Origin of the sequence: Mycobacterium sp. OAS707 (genome assembly GCF_014873705.1) — a bacterium.
Lineage (GTDB): Bacteria > Actinomycetota > Actinomycetes > Mycobacteriales > Mycobacteriaceae > Mycobacterium.
Genome location: NZ_JADBDS010000001.1, coordinates 562,404 through 580,431, shown reverse-complemented (window position 1 = coordinate 580,431; position 18,028 = coordinate 562,404). Strand labels below are relative to the sequence as shown.

The following is an 18,028-nucleotide window of genomic DNA, read 5'->3' as shown; positions in this document are numbered from 1 at the left end:
TCACTTATGACGTATCCCGATTTTCGCCCCGGCACCCCAAGCGCGGGTGAGCTCGCCCTCGAAGACCGCACGGCGTTGCGCCGCGTGGCCGGTCTTTCGACCGAGCTGGCCGACGTCTCCGAGGTCGAGTACCGCCAGCTGCGACTGGAACGCGTTGTGCTGGTTGGTGTTTGGACCGAAGGCAGCGCCGCCGACGCCGACGCGAGCATGGCCGAATTGGCTGCGCTCGCCGAGACGGCGGGCTCCGAAGTGCTCGAAGGCCTCGTCCAGCGTCGCGACAAGCCGGACCCGTCGACATACATCGGCTCCGGCAAGGCCCAGGAGCTTCGCGAGGTCGTCCTCGCCACCGGCGCCGACACCGTGATCTGCGACGGCGAACTGAGTCCTGCCCAGCTGACAGCGCTGGAGAAGGCCGTCAAGGTCAAGGTCATCGACCGAACCGCGCTGATTCTCGACATCTTCGCCCAGCACGCCACCAGCCGAGAAGGCAAAGCGCAGGTGGCGTACGCACAGATGGAGTACATGCTGCCCAGGCTGCGCGGCTGGGGCGAGTCGATGTCGCGGCAGGCAGGCGGCCGTGCGGGCGGCAGCGGTGGCGGCGTGGGCCTGCGTGGTCCCGGTGAGACGAAGATCGAGACCGACCGTCGCCGCATCCGTGAACGGATGTCCAAGCTGCGACGCGAGATCAAGGACATGAAGAAGGTCCGCGACACGCAGCGCAGCAAGCGGCTGACCAGTGACGTGCCGTCCATCGCGATCGTCGGCTACACGAACGCCGGCAAGTCCAGCCTGCTCAACGCGCTGACCGGCGCGGGTGTGCTGGTCGAGAACGCGTTGTTCGCGACGCTCGAACCGACCACGCGACGTGGCGAATTCGCGGATGGCAGGCCGTTCGTGCTGACCGACACGGTCGGCTTCGTGCGGCATCTGCCGACGCAGCTGGTCGAGGCGTTCCGGTCCACGCTGGAGGAGGTCGTCGACGCCACCCTGCTGGTGCACGTGGTCGACGGCTCCGATGTGAACCCGCTGGCGCAGATCAACGCGGTGCGGCAGGTGGTCAACGAAGTGATCGCCGAGCATGACGGTAAGCCGGCGCCAGAGTTGTTGGTGGTCAACAAGATCGACGCGGCCGATGGCCTGACGCTGGCGCAGCTGCGCAGTGCATTGCCCGACGCTGTGTTCGTATCGGCACGCACCGGCGACGGGCTGGACCGTCTGCAGCAACGGATGGCCGCGATGATCGAGTCAACCGACACCATGGTCGACGTGACCATTCCGTACGACCGCGGCGACCTGGTCAACAAGGTGCACGCCGACGGCCGCGTCGATGCCACCGAGCACACCGCCGACGGCACCAGAATCAAGGCGCGCGTGCCGGTCCCGTTGGCGGCCAGCCTGCAAGAGTTCGCGTCGTTCTAAGTGTCGTTCGACGTCGTCGAAGCGTCGGTCGCGCAGTTACGCGCCGCGCTCGACTCCGGTCAGGTGACCGCGGTCGAGCTGCTGGAAAGATATCTGCGGCGAATCGCCGTCTATGACCACGCCGGTATCCGCCTCAATGCTGTGGTGGTGCTCAACCCGCACGCCCGCGCTGACGCGCAGGCATCGGACGTGCGCCGCGCGAGCGGGCGGACCCGCGGGCCGTTGGACGGCATCCCGTACACCGCCAAGGACAGTTACCGGGCTCGCGGGCTCACGGTTGCCGCGGGCAGCCCCGCGTTCGCCGATCTGGTGGCCCAGAGGGACTCCTTTGTGATCGAGCGGCTGCGCGAGGCAGGGGCGGTGCTGATCGGGCTGACGAACATGCCGCCGATGGCCAACGGCGGGATGCAGCGGGGCCTGTACGGTCGCGCGGAAAGCCCTTACAACGCCGACTATCTCACGGCCGCATTCGGATCCGGATCGTCGAACGGATCGGGCACCGCGACCGCTGCGTCGTTGTGCGCCTTCGGCATTGGCGAGGAGACGTGGTCATCCGGCCGGGCGCCCGCATCGAACAATGCGCTGTGCGCATACACACCGTCGCGCGGCGTGATCTCCGTGCGGGGTGGCTGGCCGCTGGTGCCGACGATGGATGTCGTTGTGCCGCACACCAGGACGATGGCCGACCTGCTCGAGGTGCTCGACGTGATCGTCGCCGACGACGCAAATGCGCGCGGCGATTTCTGGCGCAGCCAGCCCTGGATCACGCTGCCTCGCCCCAGCGAGCACCGGCCGGCGGCATACCGGCAGTTGCCGCCCGCACGCCTCGCCGGCGCACGCTTCGGCGTTCCCCGCATGTACATCAACGCCGACCCCGACGCAGGCACCGCCGAAAGACCGGGTATCGGCGGCCCGACGGGTCGACGCATCGACACACGGCCGTCGGTGCTGGCCTTGTTCGCCTCGGCACGGCGAGACCTCGAGGCCGCAGGCGCCGAAGTCGTTGAGGTCGACTTCCCCGTGGTCAGCAACTACGAAGGCGATCGGCCGGGCACACCAACGGTTTTCAGCCGCGGGTTGGTCAGTCCGCAGTACCTGGCCCGCGAGCTGCTCGACCTCAGCGCGTGGGCATGGGACGACTTTCTCGACGACAACGGCGACCCCGCGCTGAACGGGTTGGCGGATGTGGACGGCTCACGCATCTTCCCGCATCCGCCGGGTGCGCTACCAGACCGGTACACCGGGTTCGACGACGACATCGCAAGCTATCCGGCGCTCGTGAGGAACCACCCGAGGAAGTCGTTTCTCGAGATCCCGCATCTGGAGGAGGGGCTGCGCGGTCTCGAGGAGACCCGTCGCATCGACCTCGAGCAGTGGATGGACAGTCTCGGCTTGGACGCGGTCGTCTTCCCTGCCGTCGCGGATGTCGGCCCCGCCGACATGGATGTCAACGAGGCGTCGGCCGACCTCGGGTGGCGCAACGGCGTGTGGGTTGCCAACGGGAATCTGGCGATTCGGCACCTCGGAATCCCCACCGTGACCGTGCCGATGGGCACCATGGCCGACATCGGCATGCCGGTGGGGCTGACATTCGCCGGTCGCGCCCATGACGACGTCGCCCTGCTGAGAATCGCCGTCGCATTCGAGGCGACCGGGACACGACGGACGCCGCCACCGCGGACCCCGGCTGTCGGCTGACTCGAGTAGCGCAGCGAAACCCGGCCGCGAGGCAGCGCCAGAAAATAGACGTTTCTGTAAGTAATCAGCTATCGGCCCAGGTTTGCACCGTTTACGGCTGCGAAAAAACATGTGTCTACCTGGACAGTTGTGGTTGACGCGGGCGTTAAGCGGGTAGTGCTGATGGATGGGCGAAGCGCCCGATGGTTGAACAAGCAAAGGTTGTGACGGATGGCCGATGAGGACCTCGGGGTCTGGGTGTACGCGATCACGCGGGCGGTCTGCGCTGAGAAGCACACGGCCGACCTGCGCGGGGTCGCCGACGAACCCGTGCGCGCCGTCCTCGGCGGTGGTCTGGCGGCAGTGGTCGGCACCGTCGGGCTCGACGAGTTCAGGGGGGAGGGCCTGGCACGCAACTTCAACGATGCCGATTGGTTCGCGGCCAATGCCCGCGCGCATAACGCGGTGGTCAGCGCGGTGCGCGGCGGCGGCCCTGTGCTTCCAGTGCGCCCGGCCACGATCTACCGCGACGACCGGCGAGTCTGCCAGCTTCTACTGAACGAGCACGAGGACATTGACATGGCACTGCGCCGGATGTCGGGCCGAGACGAACTCGGTGTGAAAGCGTATGCAGACCCCAAAAGCCTGGCAATTCAAGGCGATTTGATTCATTCAGCGTCCACGGCGGGTCTGTCGCCTGCTGCACACCTATTGCGTCGACGACGGCAGCTCGCCGCCCAGCACGAGGGATACCAACTAGCGGCGGCGGAGGCCGACCGGATACACGTGGTTCTGTTGCGCTGTGCCGTCGACGGTAAGCGGAAATCGCCGGTCGATGACAACCCGTCGGGCAAGGGTCCCTGGACGGTGCTCGACGGGTCCTATCTGGTGGACGGTGATGTGGTGGGCCTGTTCATGGAAACCATCACCGCGCTCGAAAAGTCAACTGCCAGAATAACAATCGAAGTGACCGGACCGTGGCCGCCCTACTCGTTTGCTGAAGATCTGATCGCGATCTGACGCAACAAATACGAACAGACGCAAGGTTCCCCTCGGGTTCCCTTGCGTCTGTGCGTATTCCGTTAAGGTGTTACCGCTGCTCGGCTTCCTGGCGCTTCTCAGCGGTCTTGGCTGCGGCCCGAGCGCTTTCGGCTTCGGCCTCTTTCTGCGCGGCATTGCGCTGGGCGTCGGCCTTGTCCTGCTGTGCCTGGCCTTCGCGATAAAGGTCATCGCGGCCCGCGACGGCGCCGACTACCTCTTTGGCCTTGCCCTTAACGCCCTCGACGACGCCCTTGATTGCTTCCTCGGGCCCACTGTTCTTGTCTGACATTGACTTCACCCTCCTGATCGGGACGATCACGTGTGATCGGGCGATCACGTGCCCCCGGAATCCCCAAAACCGCGGGTCGGCAAACATATGGCGGGTAGATAGTGGGCCAGCTCACGTCCATCAGGCGGTGTCGAACAGGTCCTCGCCTCTTGCACTCATCACCCGTTGAGCCAGTTGGGCCTTCAACTCGTCGAGCCGTCGCTCCTGTACATCGGTGCGGTTTTCGGTGCGTGCCAGATCAATGAATTCATCGGTGACGAATCCTTGGCGCAGCAGCAGCGTGGCGGAGCCGTCGCCGATGCCGACGATGAACACGAAATCCTCGAGTAGCCGACCGCGGTCCGTCCTGACCAGCGTGCGGTCGACGGTGTAGCGGCCGTCGGACACCGCCCGCGTCACGACTTCGAAGCCGTCGCGCGCCCCGGGACCCCGAAAAGCCGTGCGTATGTGGATTGTTCGACGTTCAGGAGCACGGTCGGGGGATAGCGCTGCGAATGCACGCTGCATGGCCTTGAACGCTATTGCGACTCCGGCGGGGGAGTGCGGACCGTGATAGCGCATCATGTCCTCGAACGTGAATGTGATTGTCCGGCCGCGCTCTTCGACCGTCAGCGCCTCGGTCATCGGTCCACGATCGCCGGTGGCTCATGTGCCCGCACCGGTGGCAGCGGGTCGGTGAACTTCTCCACCTCGACCAGCACGTGTGCGCCCGTGCAGCCCTGCGCCAACGACGACGTGCCGGTGTCATCGGTGAGCACATTCGGATTCCCATGCACACACATGGTGTTCGGGTCGGTGGGATCGGCCGGGTCGAACCACGCACCGGTCGACAATTGCACCACATCGCGGCGAAGGCGGTCGTCGATCACGACCCCGGCCAGGCAGGCGCCGCGGTCGTTGAACACCCGCACCACGTCGCCGTCGGCCAGTCCGCGCGCCCCGGCGTCGGCGGGATGCATCCGGATGGGTTCACGCCCTTGTACTTTGGAAGCCTGGCTGACCGCGCCGATGTCCAACTGACTGTGCAGCCGCGTGGCGGGTTGGTTCGCCAGCAGGTGCAGCGGGTAAGCGGCAGCGCGAGCGCCGCCGAGCCATTCGGAGGGCTCGAACCACGTCGGGTGGCCGGCGCAGTCGTCGTAGCCGAAGCCGTCGATGTCGGCGGAGAAGATCTCGATGCGCCCGCTCGGCGTGTTCAACCGGTGCGTCACCGGATCCGCGCGGAAGTCCGCCAGCAGCGTCAGCCCGTGCTCGGTGGGCAACCGAAGCTGTCCCGTCGCCCAGAACTCCTCGAAGGCCGGCGCCGCGAAATCCAGTTCTGCCGCCCACTTCTCGTATAGGTGCACCAACCACTGCTGCGCGGTGCGGCCCTCGGTGAATTGACTGCCGAACCCGAGGGCCTCGGCCAGGGCTGCGAATGTGGTGTAGTCGTCGCGGGACTGCGCATAGGGCTCTGCGAGTTTCGGCATGGCCATCAGCACCGGATCGTTGCGCGAGCCCGAGTAGTCGTCGCGCTCGAAAGCGGTGGTCGACGGGACGACGATGTCGGCGTGTTTGGCCATCGCGGTCCAGTACGGGTCGTGCACGACGATCGTGTCGACGCGGCCGAGCGCGCGCCGCAACCGCGCAATGTTCTGGTGGTGGTGAAACGGGTTGCCGCCTGCCCAGTACACCAATTTGATATCGGGGTAGGTCAGCCGCCTGCCGTTGTAGTCGAACGGTTCGCCGGGGTGCAGCAGCATGTCGCTGATGGCCGCAACGGGGATGAACGTCTGCACCGGGTTGGGACCCTGCGGCAGTTTGGGCAGCCCAAAGCGCAGCGGCGGCAGACCCGGTTCGTTCATGGAGCCGTAGCCGTGCCCGAAACCGCCTCCGGGAAGGCCGATTTGGCCAAGCATCGCGGCGAGCGTGAGTCCCATCCACGGCGCCTGCTCACCGTGCCGGATCCGCTGTAGCGACCAGCTGACGGTGACGATGGTGCGCGCCGCAGCCATCCGTCGCGCAAGCGCTGTCAGCTCCTCGGCGGGCAATCCGCAGATCTGTGCGGCCCAGTGCGGGGATTTCGGCACGCCGTCGTCGAGACCGAGCAGATAGCGCTCGAAGCGGTCATAGCCGGTGCAGTAGGTGCTCAGGAAGTCCCGATCGGCCAGCGATTCGGTTGCCAACACGTAGGCCAGCGCCAGCATGATCGCGACATCGGTGCCGGGCACCGGCGCGTGCCATTCGCAGTCGCCGTCGACGTCGTCGCGCAACGGCGAGAACGAGACGATGCGTCCGCCACGGTCGCGGAACCGGCGTAGCGCGTCGCGGGCCGGGTGCCTGGTGGTGCCGCCGTGGTTGGTTCCGGTGTTCTTCATGGCAAGTCCGCCGAAGCAGACCAGCAGATCCGTGTGCTCGACGATGACGTCCCACGCGGTGGATCGCTTGAACAGGTCGTTGTGCGTGCCCACCACCCGCGGCATGATGACGCCGGTGGCGCCGAGGCTGTAGGAATGTCGCGAAAAGGTATATCCGCCAAGGAGTTTGAGGAACCGATGGACTTGGCTCTGGGCGTGGTGAAACCGGCCGGCGCTGGCCCAGCCGTACGAGCCGCCGAAAATGGCCTCGTTTCCGTGTGCGTCGATGACCCGCTTCAGCTCACCGGACAGCAGTTCGGTGAGCTCGTCCCATGAGACGGAGACGAACTCGTCGGCGCCGCGACGTGAGCTCGGCCCGGGCCCGTCGCGCAACCAGCCGCGCCGGACCGCCGGGGTTGCGATGCGGGCACGATGCCGGATCGCGCCGGGCAGGTTTCCCAGCAGTGGAGACGGGTCGGCGTCGCAGGCCAGTGCTGTCACCGAAGCGATGTCGCCGGACTCGATCTCCGCCGAGAATCCGCCCCAATGCGTCAGGCTCGTCGGGGCATGCGGCACGCCAGCGAGTCTAAGTCCTGCTCACGACAGTCTCTGGTCGACGACACCGCCCACCGCCCAACCATCCGGTTGGATGGGGTACGTTTGGCGGTAACAGCCCGTACCAACTCATGGAGGTCCGCCATGGGCAGCGTCGTCAAATACGACCGCACCCTGTTCGAGCCCGAGCACGATCTGTTCCGCGAGTCCTATCGCGCCTTCCTCGAGCGGCACGTGGCGCCGTACCACGAGCAGTGGGAGCGAGAGAAGATCGTCGACCGCGGCGTCTGGCTGGAAGCCGGTAAGCAGGGCTTTCTCGGCATGGCGGTGCCCGAGGAGTACGGCGGCGGTGGCAATCCGGACTTCCGCTACAACGTGGTCATCAACGAGGAGACCGTCGCTGGGCGGTACAGCGGCATCGGCTTCGGCCTTCACAACGATGTCGTCATGCCCTACCTGCTGCGATTGGCGAACGAAGAGCAGAAGCAGCGGTGGCTGCCGCAGTTCTGCACCGGGGAGACCATCACCGCGATCGCGATGACCGAACCGGGCACCGGCAGCGACCTGCAGGGCATCAAGACGCGCGCCGTCAAAGAGGGCGACCATTACATCCTCAACGGTGCGAAGACATTCATCACCAACGGGATCAACGCCGACCTGGTGATCGTGGTGGCCCAGACCGATCCGGACAAGGGCGCGATGGGTTTCTCGCTGCTCGTCGTCGAGCGTGAAATGGAGGGTTTCGAGCGCGGCCGCAAACTCGACAAGATCGGCCTCGACGCTCAGGACACCGCAGAACTGTCCTTCACCGACGTGAAGGTGCCCGCGGAGAACCTGCTCGGCGAGGAGGGCCACGGCTTCATTTACCTGATGCAGAATCTGCCCCAGGAGCGGATCGGCATCGCAGTGATGGCGGCCGCGGCGATGGAGGCCGTTCTCGAGGAGACCCTGCAATACACCAAGGAGCGCAAGGCATTTGGCCGCCCGATCGGTAGCCAGCAGAACAGCCGGTTCCTGTTGGCCGAGCTCGCCACCGAGGCCACCGTGGTGCGCATGATGGTCGACGAGTTCCTCAAGCTACATCTCGAGGAGAAGCTGACCGCCGAGCAGGCGGCGATGGCGAAGTGGTACTCCACCGAAAAGCAGGTGCATCTGATCGACCGATGCCTGCAACTACACGGCGGCTATGGCTACATGCGCGAATATCCGGTCGCCAGGGCGTATCTCGACGCCCGCGTGCAGACCATCTACGGCGGCACCACAGAGATCATGAAGGAGATCATCGGCCGCAGCATGGGCGTCTAGCCAACGCGCAACGGCACGCCGAACACCGGGTTGCGCCGTATCGCACGTCGAGCTTGGTTATCGTCGTCTGGCATGGTCACGAACGCCATCATCAACGTGACCTGTCTGATGACGAAACGGGGCATGGTGGGCAGGGGCCTGATCGCGCGAACGACCATCGGCCTGCTGAGTGCTGCGGCGCTGCTCTGGTTCGCACCCGTCGCGGTGGCCACCCCCCAGGACGATGCCGATGCCGCGATCACGGCGGCGTGGCAGGCCACCGGCGGCGATACCGGCCCGCTCGGCCCGAAGGACGGCGGCGTCTATCCGGCCGGTGACGGCTTCGGCCAGAACTTTCCCGGCGGCAAGATCTTCTTCACACCGGCCACCGGCGCCCACGCCATGATGGGCGCGATCCTCGACAAATACATGTCGCTGGGCGGGCCCGCGGACGGCGACCTCGGCTTCCCGACGATCGACGAAGGCGCGGGGAAGGCTCCTGACAGCCGCAACACCACGTTCAGCGCGCCGGACAACCCGGTCATCTTCTGGACGTCGGACACCGGCGCGCGGGTCGTTCGCGGGCCGATCAACGCTGCCTGGGACAAGCTGGGCGGGTCGGCGGGACAGCTGGGCGTGCCAACCGACGACGAGACGTATCGCGGCAACGTCGTCACCCAGAAGTTCACCAACGGTGAGGTGTCCTACGACAGAAAGTCCAAAACCTTCACGACGGTTCCGCCTGAGCTCGCCGCACAGCTAGCCGACCTGCAGATTCCGGAGGACCCGACGTCGGCGATCAACGCGGCACGGCGCGCCGCGGGGGGACCGCTTGGTCCGCTGGGCGCAGCGCAAGGCGAGCCGTACAAGATCGGCACCGACGGACTCGGCCAGAATTTCGCCGGCGGCAAGATCTTCTACAGCCCGGCTACGGGAGCCAATGTCGTCACCGGACAGGTTCTGGCGAAGTACGAAACTGTCGGAGGGCCGCAGGGCGACTTGGGCCTGCCGGCCACCAGTGAGGTCGACGGCGGTCTGCCCAACAGCCGGATGACCACCTTCTCCGGTAAGGACCAGCCGGTCATCTTCTGGACGCCCGACTACGGTGCCGTCATCGTGCGCGGCGCGATGAACGCGGCCTGGGACAAGCTGGGCGGCGCAACGGGCGCGCTTGGCGCCCCCATGGCCGACCAGACCGAGAACGGGAATGTGGTCACACAGCGGTTCAGCGGTGGCGTCGTTTCCTGGGATCGCTCCAAGAATTCCTTCAGCACCGAGCCCGCGAGCCTGGCTTCGCAGCTCGCCGGGTTGCAGGTGCCGGGACAGGAAGCACCCAAGGCGCCGCCCGCCAACCCGCAGAGCTCAAATAGCAACGGCACGAAGTGGTTTGCGTGGAGCTGGTGGTGGCTGCTTGCGATCATTCCGGTGGCGGTGTTGGTGGGACTGGTAGCGGTCGCGGCGATGCGCAACCGTCGGGGCCGCGCCGACGACGACTTCTTCGATGACGAGGACGAGGACGAATTCGGGTCGTCGTATCCAGACGATCATTCCGCGGAACTGTTCAGCAGTCGCTATGCGAACCAGGGGCTGGGTTCGCCGCCGTCGATGTCCGGCGGCGAGGAGCACCACCCCTCGCCGATGAGCGTATGGGGCGCGCCGCCCGAACCTCCCGACGACGCCGAAGAGGCTGACGAGGACGACGACGAAGCCGACACCACGCGCGAACGGTTCACCGCACCGGGAGCCGTGAAAGACGTTGCGCCACAAGACAGTGACGAAGACCCCGATAAGGTCGACACCACGCCGACCCGGCTGCCGACCGGCGGGGAACGCGACCCCTTGACCGACACCGGACGTCACGCGCGGATCGAGATCGACGAACCGTCGCCCAACGGCACCGCGCTGCATCTGCCGCTTGACGATCCCGACGAGGCGCCAGAGGGCTACCCGATCAAGGCGGACACCAAGACGGGGTTGTACTGGGCGCCGGGCACCACCCTCTACGATGACGCGCGCGCCGAAATCTGGTTCGCCAGCGAGGAACTCGCCCGCACCAACGGTTTCGTCAGGGCGAATTAGATCTTGCGGATCACCGTGACGACCTTGCCGAGCACGGCCGCGTCATTGCCGGGGATGGGATCGAACGCCGGGTTGTGCGGCATCAGCCACACCTGACCGCGGGTGCGCTTGAAAGTCTTGACCGTGGCCTCGCCGTCGATCATGGCCGCGACGATGTCGCCGTTGTCGGCCACGTTCTGCTGACGCACCACCACCCAGTCACCGTCGCAGATGGCCGCGTCGACCATCGAATCGCCGACCACCTTCAGCAGGAACAGCGACCCCTCGCCGACCAATTCGCGCGGAAGTGGGAAGACATCTTCGACCGCCTCTTCGGCCAGGATCGGTCCGCCCGCGGCAATGCGGCCGAGCACCGGGACGAATGTGGGTTCCGGGAGGGCGTCTGAGCCCGCGACGTCGGTAGCGACGATCGGCGTGACCCCTTCGTCGGAACCGCGGACATCGACCGCACGTGGGCGGTTCGGATCGCGTCGCAGGTAGCCCTTGCGCTCCAGCGTGCGCAGTTGATGGGCCACCGACGAGGTCGACGTCAGCCCGACCGCATCGCCGATCTCCCTGATGCTGGGCGGGTAGCCACGACTGGTCACCGAGGCGCGGATGACTTCGAGGATGGTGCGCTGACGCTCGGTCAGGCCTCTGTCGATGCCTCGGCGTCCGGGGCTATCGGCGCCGGCAGTGCCTTCACTCGGGTGGCTGTCATCGCTCATGGCGCCGAATGTAGTCCGCGCCGATCCAATAATCAAACATGTGTTCGAGGCGTGTCGCCTGTGGGACGGCCGGCGGATCGCATGGCCGGAATTTGTCGGTGGGCTGTCCTATCGTTTGGCAACAGTTCGATCACATGTTCTACAAATCGAACACATGAGCGATAGCATTCGAACACAAGAGCGAACAAAGCCGGAACGGAAGGCAAGCAGATGGCGATCCTCGACACGCGAGAAATCCACTCGGATTCGGTCCTCAGGCCGGTGGTCAGGCCGCGGTCCCGCCAGGCGGAGACCAGGCGGCCGCGGGCGAGCAGGCCCGACGCGGCGCCGATGCGGTACCGCGGTACCGGCGTGCTGATGTCGCGGGCATCGCATCGCCGGCGGCCGATCACCCCGGCGACCACGGTGTTGCTTGCCCTTGTCGCGGCAGGCATCACGGTGTGGCTGGGCCTGGTCGCGCAGCTCGGCGGGGTGACCGGAGGCGACGCGCCCGTGCCGGCCAAGTTGGCCGTGGTGCAGGTGCAGACCGGGGAGACGCTGCAGCAAGTGGCACACCGCGTTGCGCCCGACTCGCCGGTCAGCCAGGTCGTCGAGCGCATCCAGGAGCTCAACCAGCTCGATTCGGTGGCGCTGCAGGCCGGTCAGACACTCATCGCACCCATCGGCAGTTGATCCGACGTGAGCGGTGAAAGATATTGCCGCACAGCGCTTTCGGTAGCCACATCGACGACAGGCGCCCGAATAGGCCCGACGCTGGGCCAGGGTGGTGGCACGCAGGTACGCTCGAAGAGGTTCGAGGTAGTTGTTTGTCGTCGTGGCGAAGGAGCGGTGATGCATTGTCCGTTCTGCCGTCACCCCGATTCCCGGGTCGTGGATTCCCGCGAAACCGACGAGGGGCAGGCGATCCGGCGGCGCAGATCATGCCCGGAGTGCGGCAAGCGTTTCACCACTGTGGAGACGGCCGTGTTGGCGGTGGTCAAGCGCAGCGGGGTCACTGAACCGTTCAGTCGCGAGAAGGTAGTCCGGGGTGTGCGGCGCGCCTGCCAGGGCCGACAGGTCGACGACGACGCGTTGAACATGCTCGCCCAGCAAGTGGAGGACGCAGTGCGGGCGACGGGTTCGCCGGAGGTGCCCAGCCACGAAGTCGGGCTGGCTATCCTCGGTCCGCTGCGGGAACTCGACGAGGTCGCCTATCTGCGGTTCGCCTCGGTGTATCGATCATTCGAGTCAGCCGAGGATTTCGAGCGCGAGATCGAGGCGCTGCGCGCCGCCCGCGAGGTCCCCGCGAAGAGCTGATTCGCCCGATTCAGTCGATCTGTTTGGTTCCGTCGTTTACGACGCGACCGGCGACGCGTACCCACCCCTCAGGGCTCCACCTCGTGAGGATCACCGAGCCCTTGCCCTGCACGATGGTCAGGTCGCGGCTGAGGTAGTCAGTGATCCGCACCGCCGCGGCACCCGTCGCCTCGTCCTCGGGCACGCCGAGATTCGCGGCGAACATCCGCGATCGGATCACACCGCGCTCGCGGTCGGTCCATGCCCACAAGTAGTTCTGGATGTCGTCGGGGTAATCGTCCGGGTCGGCGTCGAAGAGTTCGTCGGTCGAATCCAGGTCGTAGATGGCGAACTCCGGCGCCCACTCCGAGCGCGCACTCACGGCGGTGACGTCGTCCTCATAGGTCACCTGCACCAGCCCCGCGGGCACCTGCAGGGTTTTCACTGGGGTGCCGCGGTCGCGCAGCCACCACGATGCGCCAACCGTCGGATGACCGGCGAACGGCAACTCGGTGGCAGGCGTATAGATGCGGGCCTGCGCGGTGGGGGTGCCGGGATTCGGCACGTCGATGAATATCGTTTCGCTGTAACCCAATTGGGCGGCTATCCGCTGACGTTCCGCCGGGGCGGCTTGACTGGCGTCGACGACGCCGAGGGGGTTGCCGAAGTTGCCGTCCTCGTCGGTGAAAACGCGCAACACTGTCACGTCGATGGCCATGTGGCCGATGCTACGTGGTCGCCGAATCAGGTGGCGCTGCGCTCGTCGGCGCCCATCGCGTCGAGCACTGCGACCCTGGTGTCGACCGATCCGGAGATCGCACCCTCACTGACGCCCGACCGCAACAAGCTGCGCAGGTACTCCTGGTCGTACACCGCAGGATCGTTCGAATCGATGAACTTCTCGACCACCTCGACGAAACGGTCGGGGTCGTCGTGGAACGGGAAATGCCCGGAACCTTCGAAGATCTCCAACTGCGAGCCCGGCATCGCCGCGTGCGCCATCCGGGCATGGCCCACCGGGATCACCGAGTCGCGGTCGCCCCAAATCAATTGCACCGGAACCGATTGCGTCAAATAACATCGGTCCAGCATGGTGACCACCTGGCCACGCCAGTCCACGACTGCACGCAGCGTACGGGCGAACGCCGACGAGGCGGTCGGCTCGGGCAGGTCGGCAAGGATGCGCAGCACGTCGGGCAGATCGCGTCCGAGACCGGTCGACCCCAACACGGCGCCTGCAACGCGGCCAACCACCTGCATCGCGGGCAGCACCATCGGCAACCGCAGCAGCGCGAGCGCCTCACTGCCCATCGGCAACGAGGCGATCCGCAGCGCGACGTTGACGTCCTTGGTCACCCCGCCTGCGCCGACAAGAATCAGCCGGTCCACCAATTGCGGGAACTGATAAGCGAATTGCATGGCGACGCCGCCACCGAGCGAATGCCCGACCACCGTGACGTTGTCGATGTCGAGGACCGACAGCAGGTCGCGCATCCCGTTGGCGTAGGCGGCCACGGAGTAGTCGGCGCGGGGTTTGTCGGACTTGCCGTGGCCCAGCAGATCGGGCGCAATGACCGTGAACCGTTGCGCCAGCTTGGACTGCACGGTGCTCCACGTGGTGGAGTTGTCGCCGATGCCGTGAATCAACAGGATCGCTGGGCCGGAGCCGGCCACCCGGAACGCGCGCCGGTATCCGTGGATGGTGCGGAACTGCAGCGAGGGTGTCAGTTCCCGCACGGGGCGCAGATTGGGCTTTCGCTCCGTCAAGTTAGCCAACTTCGTCGTCGGGCCGGCGTGGCGGCTAGTTGTCGTCCTTGGGTTTCTCGTCGGCCTGTTGTGCGAGGAACCGCTCGAACTCGGCGCCGAGTTCGTCTCCGCTGGGCAGATCTTCGTCGCGCGCCAGCAGTGACCGATTCTCCTGAGCGGCGACGAACGCATCGTACTGGCGCTCCAGGGCCTCCACCACTTGAGCAACTTCGCTGCTGGCCTCGACCTGCTCGTTTATCTTGTCGTGCACTTCGGCGGCGGCCTGCGTCAGCTCGGCCAGCGGGAATTGCAGCGAACCGCTCCTGGCGACCTCGGAAAGCAGCGCCTCGGCTGCCGACGGGTAATCGGTCTGCGCCAGGTAGTGCGGCACGTGCACGGTAAAGCCGACCACTTCGTGACCGTGCTGGGCCATCCGGAACTCCAGCAGGTTGGAAACGCTGCCGGGCACCTGCACCTCGCCCACCCACGGCGTGTGCTCGTTGATCAGTTCCTTGTCGTTGGAGTGTGCGGTCATCGTGATGGGCCGGGTATGCGGCACCGCCATCGGGATGGTGCCGAGGCCGATCACCCGACGCACACCGAGGCGCTCGGCCAGCAACCGCACGGCCGTGATGAACCGCTCCCAGCGCAGGTCGGGCTCCATGCCCGCGAGCAGCAGAAACGGCGTGCCCACGCTGTCGTGCAGCGCGTACAGGTTGAGCTCGGGCTCCTCGTAGGCGGTGAAGTGGTCGGTCTTGAAGGTCATCAACGGCCGCCGCGACCGGTAGTCCAGCAGTTCGTCGATCGCGAACGACGCGACCAGCTCGGTGTCCAGGCTGTTCTTCAGGTGCTGGGCAGCCAGCCGGATCGCGTGTCCGGCGTCTGAAAACCCCTCGAGGGCGTGGATCAGCACCGGGCCGCTGCCGTCGGCCGAGGACAGCTGCGGCGCGGGAAACTCCAGCTCATACATCCCGGTGTGCTCGGGCTGGTAGTGCTGCTCTGGTCGATCGGCGTTCTCAGTCATTCGTCGCCTCCTGGCACCTGTCTGTCTAAGTGTGGCGCATTTCGCGGTGGATGCGATTGCTGCCTACCCATTTGTTCGAACAAGACACCGCGGACATCTCATTCCAGCCCTGTGCCGCGGGTCTCGCCGAGCCTCGAAGAATATTTGCCGCAACCGCGAAACCCCGCGGTGGGGCAAGATCGGTGCTCATGCGCTTCTCTGCGACCGGGCGGGCCGCCCTGGTGGCCGGCCTGCTGGCCGCGTTGCCACTGTCCGCGCAGGCGTGTGCGAAGCACGAGCCGGTCAAGCCGGCAGCGACCGCCGCCGCGAAAGCGCCGCAGTCTGCCAACGCGTCGCCGACCGCGAAGCCGATGCCGCCCGATCCGCGGGTTGGCGCGGTGTTCCTTGGGGGAGGCGATCTGCACACCTGCACGGGCGGGGTGCTGGACTCTGCCACCGGTAATCTCATCCTCACCGCGGCACACTGCGTGGCAGAGGGCGTCGACGCGACATTCGTTGCCGGCTTGCACGACGCCGCCGCACCTGAGGACTTCTGGCACATCGACGCCGTCTATCTCGACCCCCGGTGGGTGCAGAACCAGGACCCGATGGCCGATTTCGCGATCGCGCGGGTGAGCCGGGTCGCGGGCGGATCCGTGCAAGAGTCAGCAGGCGGAGGCCTGAAACTCGGGCAGGCGCCCAAACCCGGAACGGTTATCACCGTCGCCGGCTACGCGATGGGCGTCGGGGGCGGCCCGATCGGCTGTCGCACCCCAACGGCGCCCACCACCAACGGATTTCCCTCGTTCGACTGCGCGGAGTTGGTCAACGGACTTTCCGGCGCACCGTGGATCGACGGTTCGACAGTCGCGGGCGTGATCGGTGGGCTGAACGGTGGGGGATGCGCAGACGAAAGCATCTCGTACTCACCGCCTTTCGATGATGCGGTCAAGCGGTTGCTGTCGCGTGCCGAGGCGGGCGGACCGGGTGACGCCGCGCCGACGGTGTTCGACGACGAGTGCGACTAGACGGCTAGGTGCGGAACTGGTTGAGTGCGCGCAGCTTGTTCATCACGTCGAGAGCAGCGACCTTGTAGGCCTCCGAGAACGTCGGATAGTTGAAGACCGCGTCGACAAGGTATTCGACCGTGCCACCGCAGCCCATCACGGCCTGACCGATGTGCACCATCTCGGTCGCGCTGGTGCCAAAGATGTGCACGCCCAACAACTTCAGGTCGTCGGTCGACACCAGGAGTTTGAGCATGCCGTAGGAATCACCGGCGATCTGTCCCCGCGCCAGCTCGCGGTATCGCGACACCCCGACCTCGTAGGGGATCGAGTTCTTCGTCAGTTCGACTTCGGTGGCACCGACGTAGGACACCTCAGGAATCGAGTAGATGCCGATCGGCTGCAGATCCGTCATGCCCTTCGCGGGTTCACCGAACGCGTGATAGGCGGCCAGCCGGCCCTGGTCCATGGAGGTGGCGGCCAGCGCGGGGAAGCCGATCACATCGCCGACGGCGTAGATGTGGTCGACCTTCGTCTGGAAGTTACTGTCGACGACAATCCTTCCGCGACTGTCGGTTTCGAGGCCGGCGCTGGCCAGATCCAGGTGCTCGGTCTGGCCTTGGCGGCCCGCCGAGTACATGACTGTTTCCGCGGGGATCTGCTTGCCGCTCGCCAGGGTGGTGACGGTGCCGGCCGAACCCACGTCGACGGCGGTGACCTCCTCGCCGAACCGGAACGTCACGGCCAGGTCGCGCAGGTGGAATTTGAGCGCCTCGACGATCTCGGGATCGCAGAAGTCGAGCATGTTGTCCCGCTTCTCCACCACGGTGACCTTGGTGCCCAGCGCGGCGAACATCGACGCGTACTCGATCCCGATCACGCCGGCGCCGACCACGACCATGGTGGACGGCAGCGACTTGAGGTCGAGTATCCCGTCGGAGTCGAGCACCCGCTCCTCGTCGAACTCGACACCCGTGGGGCGGGCAGGCTTGGTGCCGGTCGCAATCACGACGTACTCGCCGACCACGGTGGTCCGCTCGCCCCGCGTCGGCTCCTCGACGAGCACGGTGTGTGCATCGAGGAACCGGCCATGGCCCTGCACGAGGTCGATGCGGTTGCGCATCAACTGCGAGCGGACGACGTCCTGCTCCTTGCCGATGACGTGGCTGGTCCGCGCCAACAGGTCGCCGGGGGTGATCTTCTCCTTGACGCGGTAGCTGGCCCCGTACAGTTCGCGCTGGCTCATGCCGGTCAGGTAGACGACGGCCTCGCGCAGCGTCTTGGACGGGATGGTTCCGGTGTTCACGCAAACACCGCCGAGCATCCGACCGCGCTCAACGACCGCCACCGACTTGCCGAGCTTTGCCGCTGCGATCGCGGCTTTCTGGCCGCCCGGACCCGAACCGATGACGACGAGGTCGTACTCAACCATTGAACCCATGGCAAAAGGTCTACGCCGCTTGAGGTCGATTCGCACGCCGACGGGCGTCAACGGCGCGTGAATATTTGCCTCTAGCATCGGCGCCTTCGGTTGTCCCCAGCCGCGAACTCATCCACAGGTGCCCGCGGATGAGGCGCCGCATCACGAAATCCGGCGGTGCGCGTTGCGACCT

The 18,028-nt window shown here is 66.1% G+C and carries 16 protein-coding genes; 8 read left to right on the top strand and 8 right to left on the bottom strand.

Annotated elements, in window-relative coordinates; genetic code table 11:
* The first annotated feature begins 6 nt into the window (after positions 1 to 6).
* The 3 genes from hflX to GGC64_RS02780 all read left to right on the top strand — a co-directional run bounded on the left by hflX (position 7) and on the right by GGC64_RS02780 (position 4,116).
* Complete coding sequence (gene hflX / locus GGC64_RS02790; RefSeq protein WP_192720919.1) at positions 7 to 1,419, top strand: GTPase HflX; 1,413 nt, start codon at positions 7 to 9, stop codon at positions 1,417 to 1,419.
* Complete coding sequence (locus tag GGC64_RS02785; RefSeq protein ID WP_192720918.1) at positions 1,420 to 3,117, top strand: amidase; 1,698 nt, start codon at positions 1,420 to 1,422, stop codon at positions 3,115 to 3,117. It abuts the gene before it with no gap.
* 210 nt (positions 3,118 to 3,327) lie between these two features.
* Positions 3,328 to 4,116 (top strand): GvpL/GvpF family gas vesicle protein, encoded by a 789-nt coding sequence (locus tag GGC64_RS02780; protein ID WP_192720917.1) that lies wholly within the window; start codon positions 3,328 to 3,330, stop codon positions 4,114 to 4,116.
* A gap of 70 nt (positions 4,117 to 4,186) precedes the next feature.
* On the opposite strand, the gene GGC64_RS02775 is transcribed toward GGC64_RS02780, so the two are convergent.
* From GGC64_RS02775 to GGC64_RS02765, 3 genes are all read right to left on the bottom strand, one after another.
* Positions 4,187 to 4,426, bottom strand: coding sequence for a CsbD family protein (locus GGC64_RS02775; protein ID WP_192720916.1), 240 nt, complete (start codon positions 4,424 to 4,426; stop codon positions 4,187 to 4,189).
* Between the two features lie 120 nt (positions 4,427 to 4,546).
* Positions 4,547 to 5,050 (bottom strand): hypothetical protein, encoded by a 504-nt coding sequence (locus tag GGC64_RS02770; protein ID WP_192720915.1) that lies wholly within the window; start codon positions 5,048 to 5,050, stop codon positions 4,547 to 4,549.
* Positions 5,047 to 7,335 carry a molybdopterin guanine dinucleotide-containing S/N-oxide reductase gene (locus tag GGC64_RS02765; protein ID WP_192720914.1) on the bottom strand — a complete coding sequence of 763 codons (2,289 nt, stop codon included), beginning with the start codon at positions 7,333 to 7,335 and terminating at the stop codon, positions 5,047 to 5,049. Before GGC64_RS02765 ends, GGC64_RS02770 begins: the two co-directional genes overlap by 4 nt.
* 123 nt (positions 7,336 to 7,458) lie before the next feature.
* On the opposite strand from GGC64_RS02765, the gene GGC64_RS02760 reads away from it, so the two are divergent.
* Together GGC64_RS02760 and GGC64_RS02755 are read left to right on the top strand one after the other, a co-directional pair.
* Complete coding sequence (locus tag GGC64_RS02760; RefSeq protein ID WP_192720913.1) at positions 7,459 to 8,619, top strand: acyl-CoA dehydrogenase family protein; 1,161 nt, start codon at positions 7,459 to 7,461, stop codon at positions 8,617 to 8,619.
* Positions 8,620 to 8,727: 108 nt separating this feature from the next.
* Positions 8,728 to 10,677 (top strand): LGFP repeat-containing protein, encoded by a 1,950-nt coding sequence (locus GGC64_RS02755; protein ID WP_192722372.1) that lies wholly within the window; start codon positions 8,728 to 8,730, stop codon positions 10,675 to 10,677.
* On the opposite strand, the gene lexA is transcribed toward GGC64_RS02755, so the two are convergent.
* On the bottom strand, positions 10,674 to 11,384 hold the full coding sequence (lexA, locus tag GGC64_RS02750) for a transcriptional repressor LexA (RefSeq protein ID WP_192720912.1): 711 nt from the start codon (positions 11,382 to 11,384) through the stop codon (positions 10,674 to 10,676). The two genes, GGC64_RS02755 and lexA, sit on opposite strands and share 4 nt — an antisense overlap.
* Positions 11,385 to 11,594: 210 nt before the next feature.
* On the opposite strand from lexA, the gene GGC64_RS02745 reads away from it, so the two are divergent.
* Together GGC64_RS02745 and nrdR are read left to right on the top strand one after the other, a co-directional pair.
* Complete coding sequence (locus tag GGC64_RS02745) at positions 11,595 to 12,056, top strand: LysM peptidoglycan-binding domain-containing protein (RefSeq protein WP_192720911.1); 462 nt, start codon at positions 11,595 to 11,597, stop codon at positions 12,054 to 12,056.
* A gap of 159 nt (positions 12,057 to 12,215) precedes the next feature.
* Positions 12,216 to 12,680 (top strand): transcriptional regulator NrdR, encoded by a 465-nt coding sequence (nrdR, locus tag GGC64_RS02740; RefSeq protein ID WP_192720910.1) that lies wholly within the window; start codon positions 12,216 to 12,218, stop codon positions 12,678 to 12,680.
* A gap of 10 nt (positions 12,681 to 12,690) precedes the next feature.
* On the opposite strand, the gene GGC64_RS02735 is transcribed toward nrdR, so the two are convergent.
* From GGC64_RS02735 to GGC64_RS02725, 3 genes are read right to left on the bottom strand one after another with little or no spacing between them, the layout of a single operon-like run.
* A complete protein-coding gene (locus GGC64_RS02735) occupies positions 12,691 to 13,377 on the bottom strand; it encodes a PhzF family phenazine biosynthesis protein (RefSeq protein ID WP_192720909.1) in 687 nt (228 codons plus the stop codon).
* Positions 13,378 to 13,403: 26 nt separating this feature from the next.
* Positions 13,404 to 14,426 (bottom strand): alpha/beta fold hydrolase, encoded by a 1,023-nt coding sequence (locus tag GGC64_RS02730; protein WP_192720908.1) that lies wholly within the window; start codon positions 14,424 to 14,426, stop codon positions 13,404 to 13,406.
* A 34-nt stretch (positions 14,427 to 14,460) separates the two neighbouring features.
* Positions 14,461 to 15,429 carry a proteasome assembly chaperone family protein gene (locus GGC64_RS02725; protein ID WP_192720907.1) on the bottom strand — a complete coding sequence of 323 codons (969 nt, stop codon included), beginning with the start codon at positions 15,427 to 15,429 and terminating at the stop codon, positions 14,461 to 14,463.
* Positions 15,430 to 15,617: 188 nt separating this feature from the next.
* Here GGC64_RS02725 and GGC64_RS02720 point away from each other — a divergent pair, with 188 nt between their 5' ends.
* Entirely contained in the window at positions 15,618 to 16,436 is an 819-nt protein-coding gene (locus GGC64_RS02720; RefSeq protein ID WP_192720906.1) for a serine protease, read from the top strand.
* 4 nt (positions 16,437 to 16,440) lie between these two features.
* Here GGC64_RS02720 and sthA read toward each other — a convergent pair whose 3' ends face one another.
* On the bottom strand, positions 16,441 to 17,847 hold the full coding sequence (sthA, locus tag GGC64_RS02715) for a Si-specific NAD(P)(+) transhydrogenase (RefSeq protein WP_192722371.1): 1,407 nt from the start codon (positions 17,845 to 17,847) through the stop codon (positions 16,441 to 16,443).
* Positions 17,848 to 18,028 lie beyond the last annotated feature (181 nt).

Excerpts from the sequence above, each read along its gene's own strand:
- GGC64_RS02725 (WP_192720907.1), bottom strand. The coding sequence starts at position 15,429 with ATGACTGAGAACGCCGATCGACCAGAGCAGCACTACCAGCCCGAGCAC.
- GGC64_RS02770 (WP_192720915.1), bottom strand. The coding sequence starts at position 5,050 with ATGACCGAGGCGCTGACGGTCGAAGAGCGCGGCCGGACAATCACATTC.
- sthA (WP_192722371.1), bottom strand. The coding sequence starts at position 17,847 with ATGGTTGAGTACGACCTCGTCGTCATCGGTTCGGGTCCGGGCGGCCAG.
- GGC64_RS02755 (WP_192722372.1), top strand. The coding sequence starts at position 8,728 with ATGACGAAACGGGGCATGGTGGGCAGGGGCCTGATCGCGCGAACGACC.
- GGC64_RS02720 (WP_192720906.1), top strand. The coding sequence starts at position 15,618 with ATGCGCTTCTCTGCGACCGGGCGGGCCGCCCTGGTGGCCGGCCTGCTG.
- GGC64_RS02780 (WP_192720917.1), top strand. The coding sequence starts at position 3,328 with ATGGCCGATGAGGACCTCGGGGTCTGGGTGTACGCGATCACGCGGGCG.
- nrdR (WP_192720910.1), top strand. The coding sequence starts at position 12,216 with ATGCATTGTCCGTTCTGCCGTCACCCCGATTCCCGGGTCGTGGATTCC.
- GGC64_RS02745 (WP_192720911.1), top strand. The coding sequence starts at position 11,595 with ATGGCGATCCTCGACACGCGAGAAATCCACTCGGATTCGGTCCTCAGG.
- GGC64_RS02735 (WP_192720909.1), bottom strand. The coding sequence starts at position 13,377 with ATGGCCATCGACGTGACAGTGTTGCGCGTTTTCACCGACGAGGACGGC.
- GGC64_RS02775 (WP_192720916.1), bottom strand. The coding sequence starts at position 4,426 with ATGTCAGACAAGAACAGTGGGCCCGAGGAAGCAATCAAGGGCGTCGTC.
- hflX (WP_192720919.1), top strand. The coding sequence starts at position 7 with ATGACGTATCCCGATTTTCGCCCCGGCACCCCAAGCGCGGGTGAGCTC.
- lexA (WP_192720912.1), bottom strand. The coding sequence starts at position 11,384 with ATGAGCGATGACAGCCACCCGAGTGAAGGCACTGCCGGCGCCGATAGC.
- GGC64_RS02760 (WP_192720913.1), top strand. The coding sequence starts at position 7,459 with ATGGGCAGCGTCGTCAAATACGACCGCACCCTGTTCGAGCCCGAGCAC.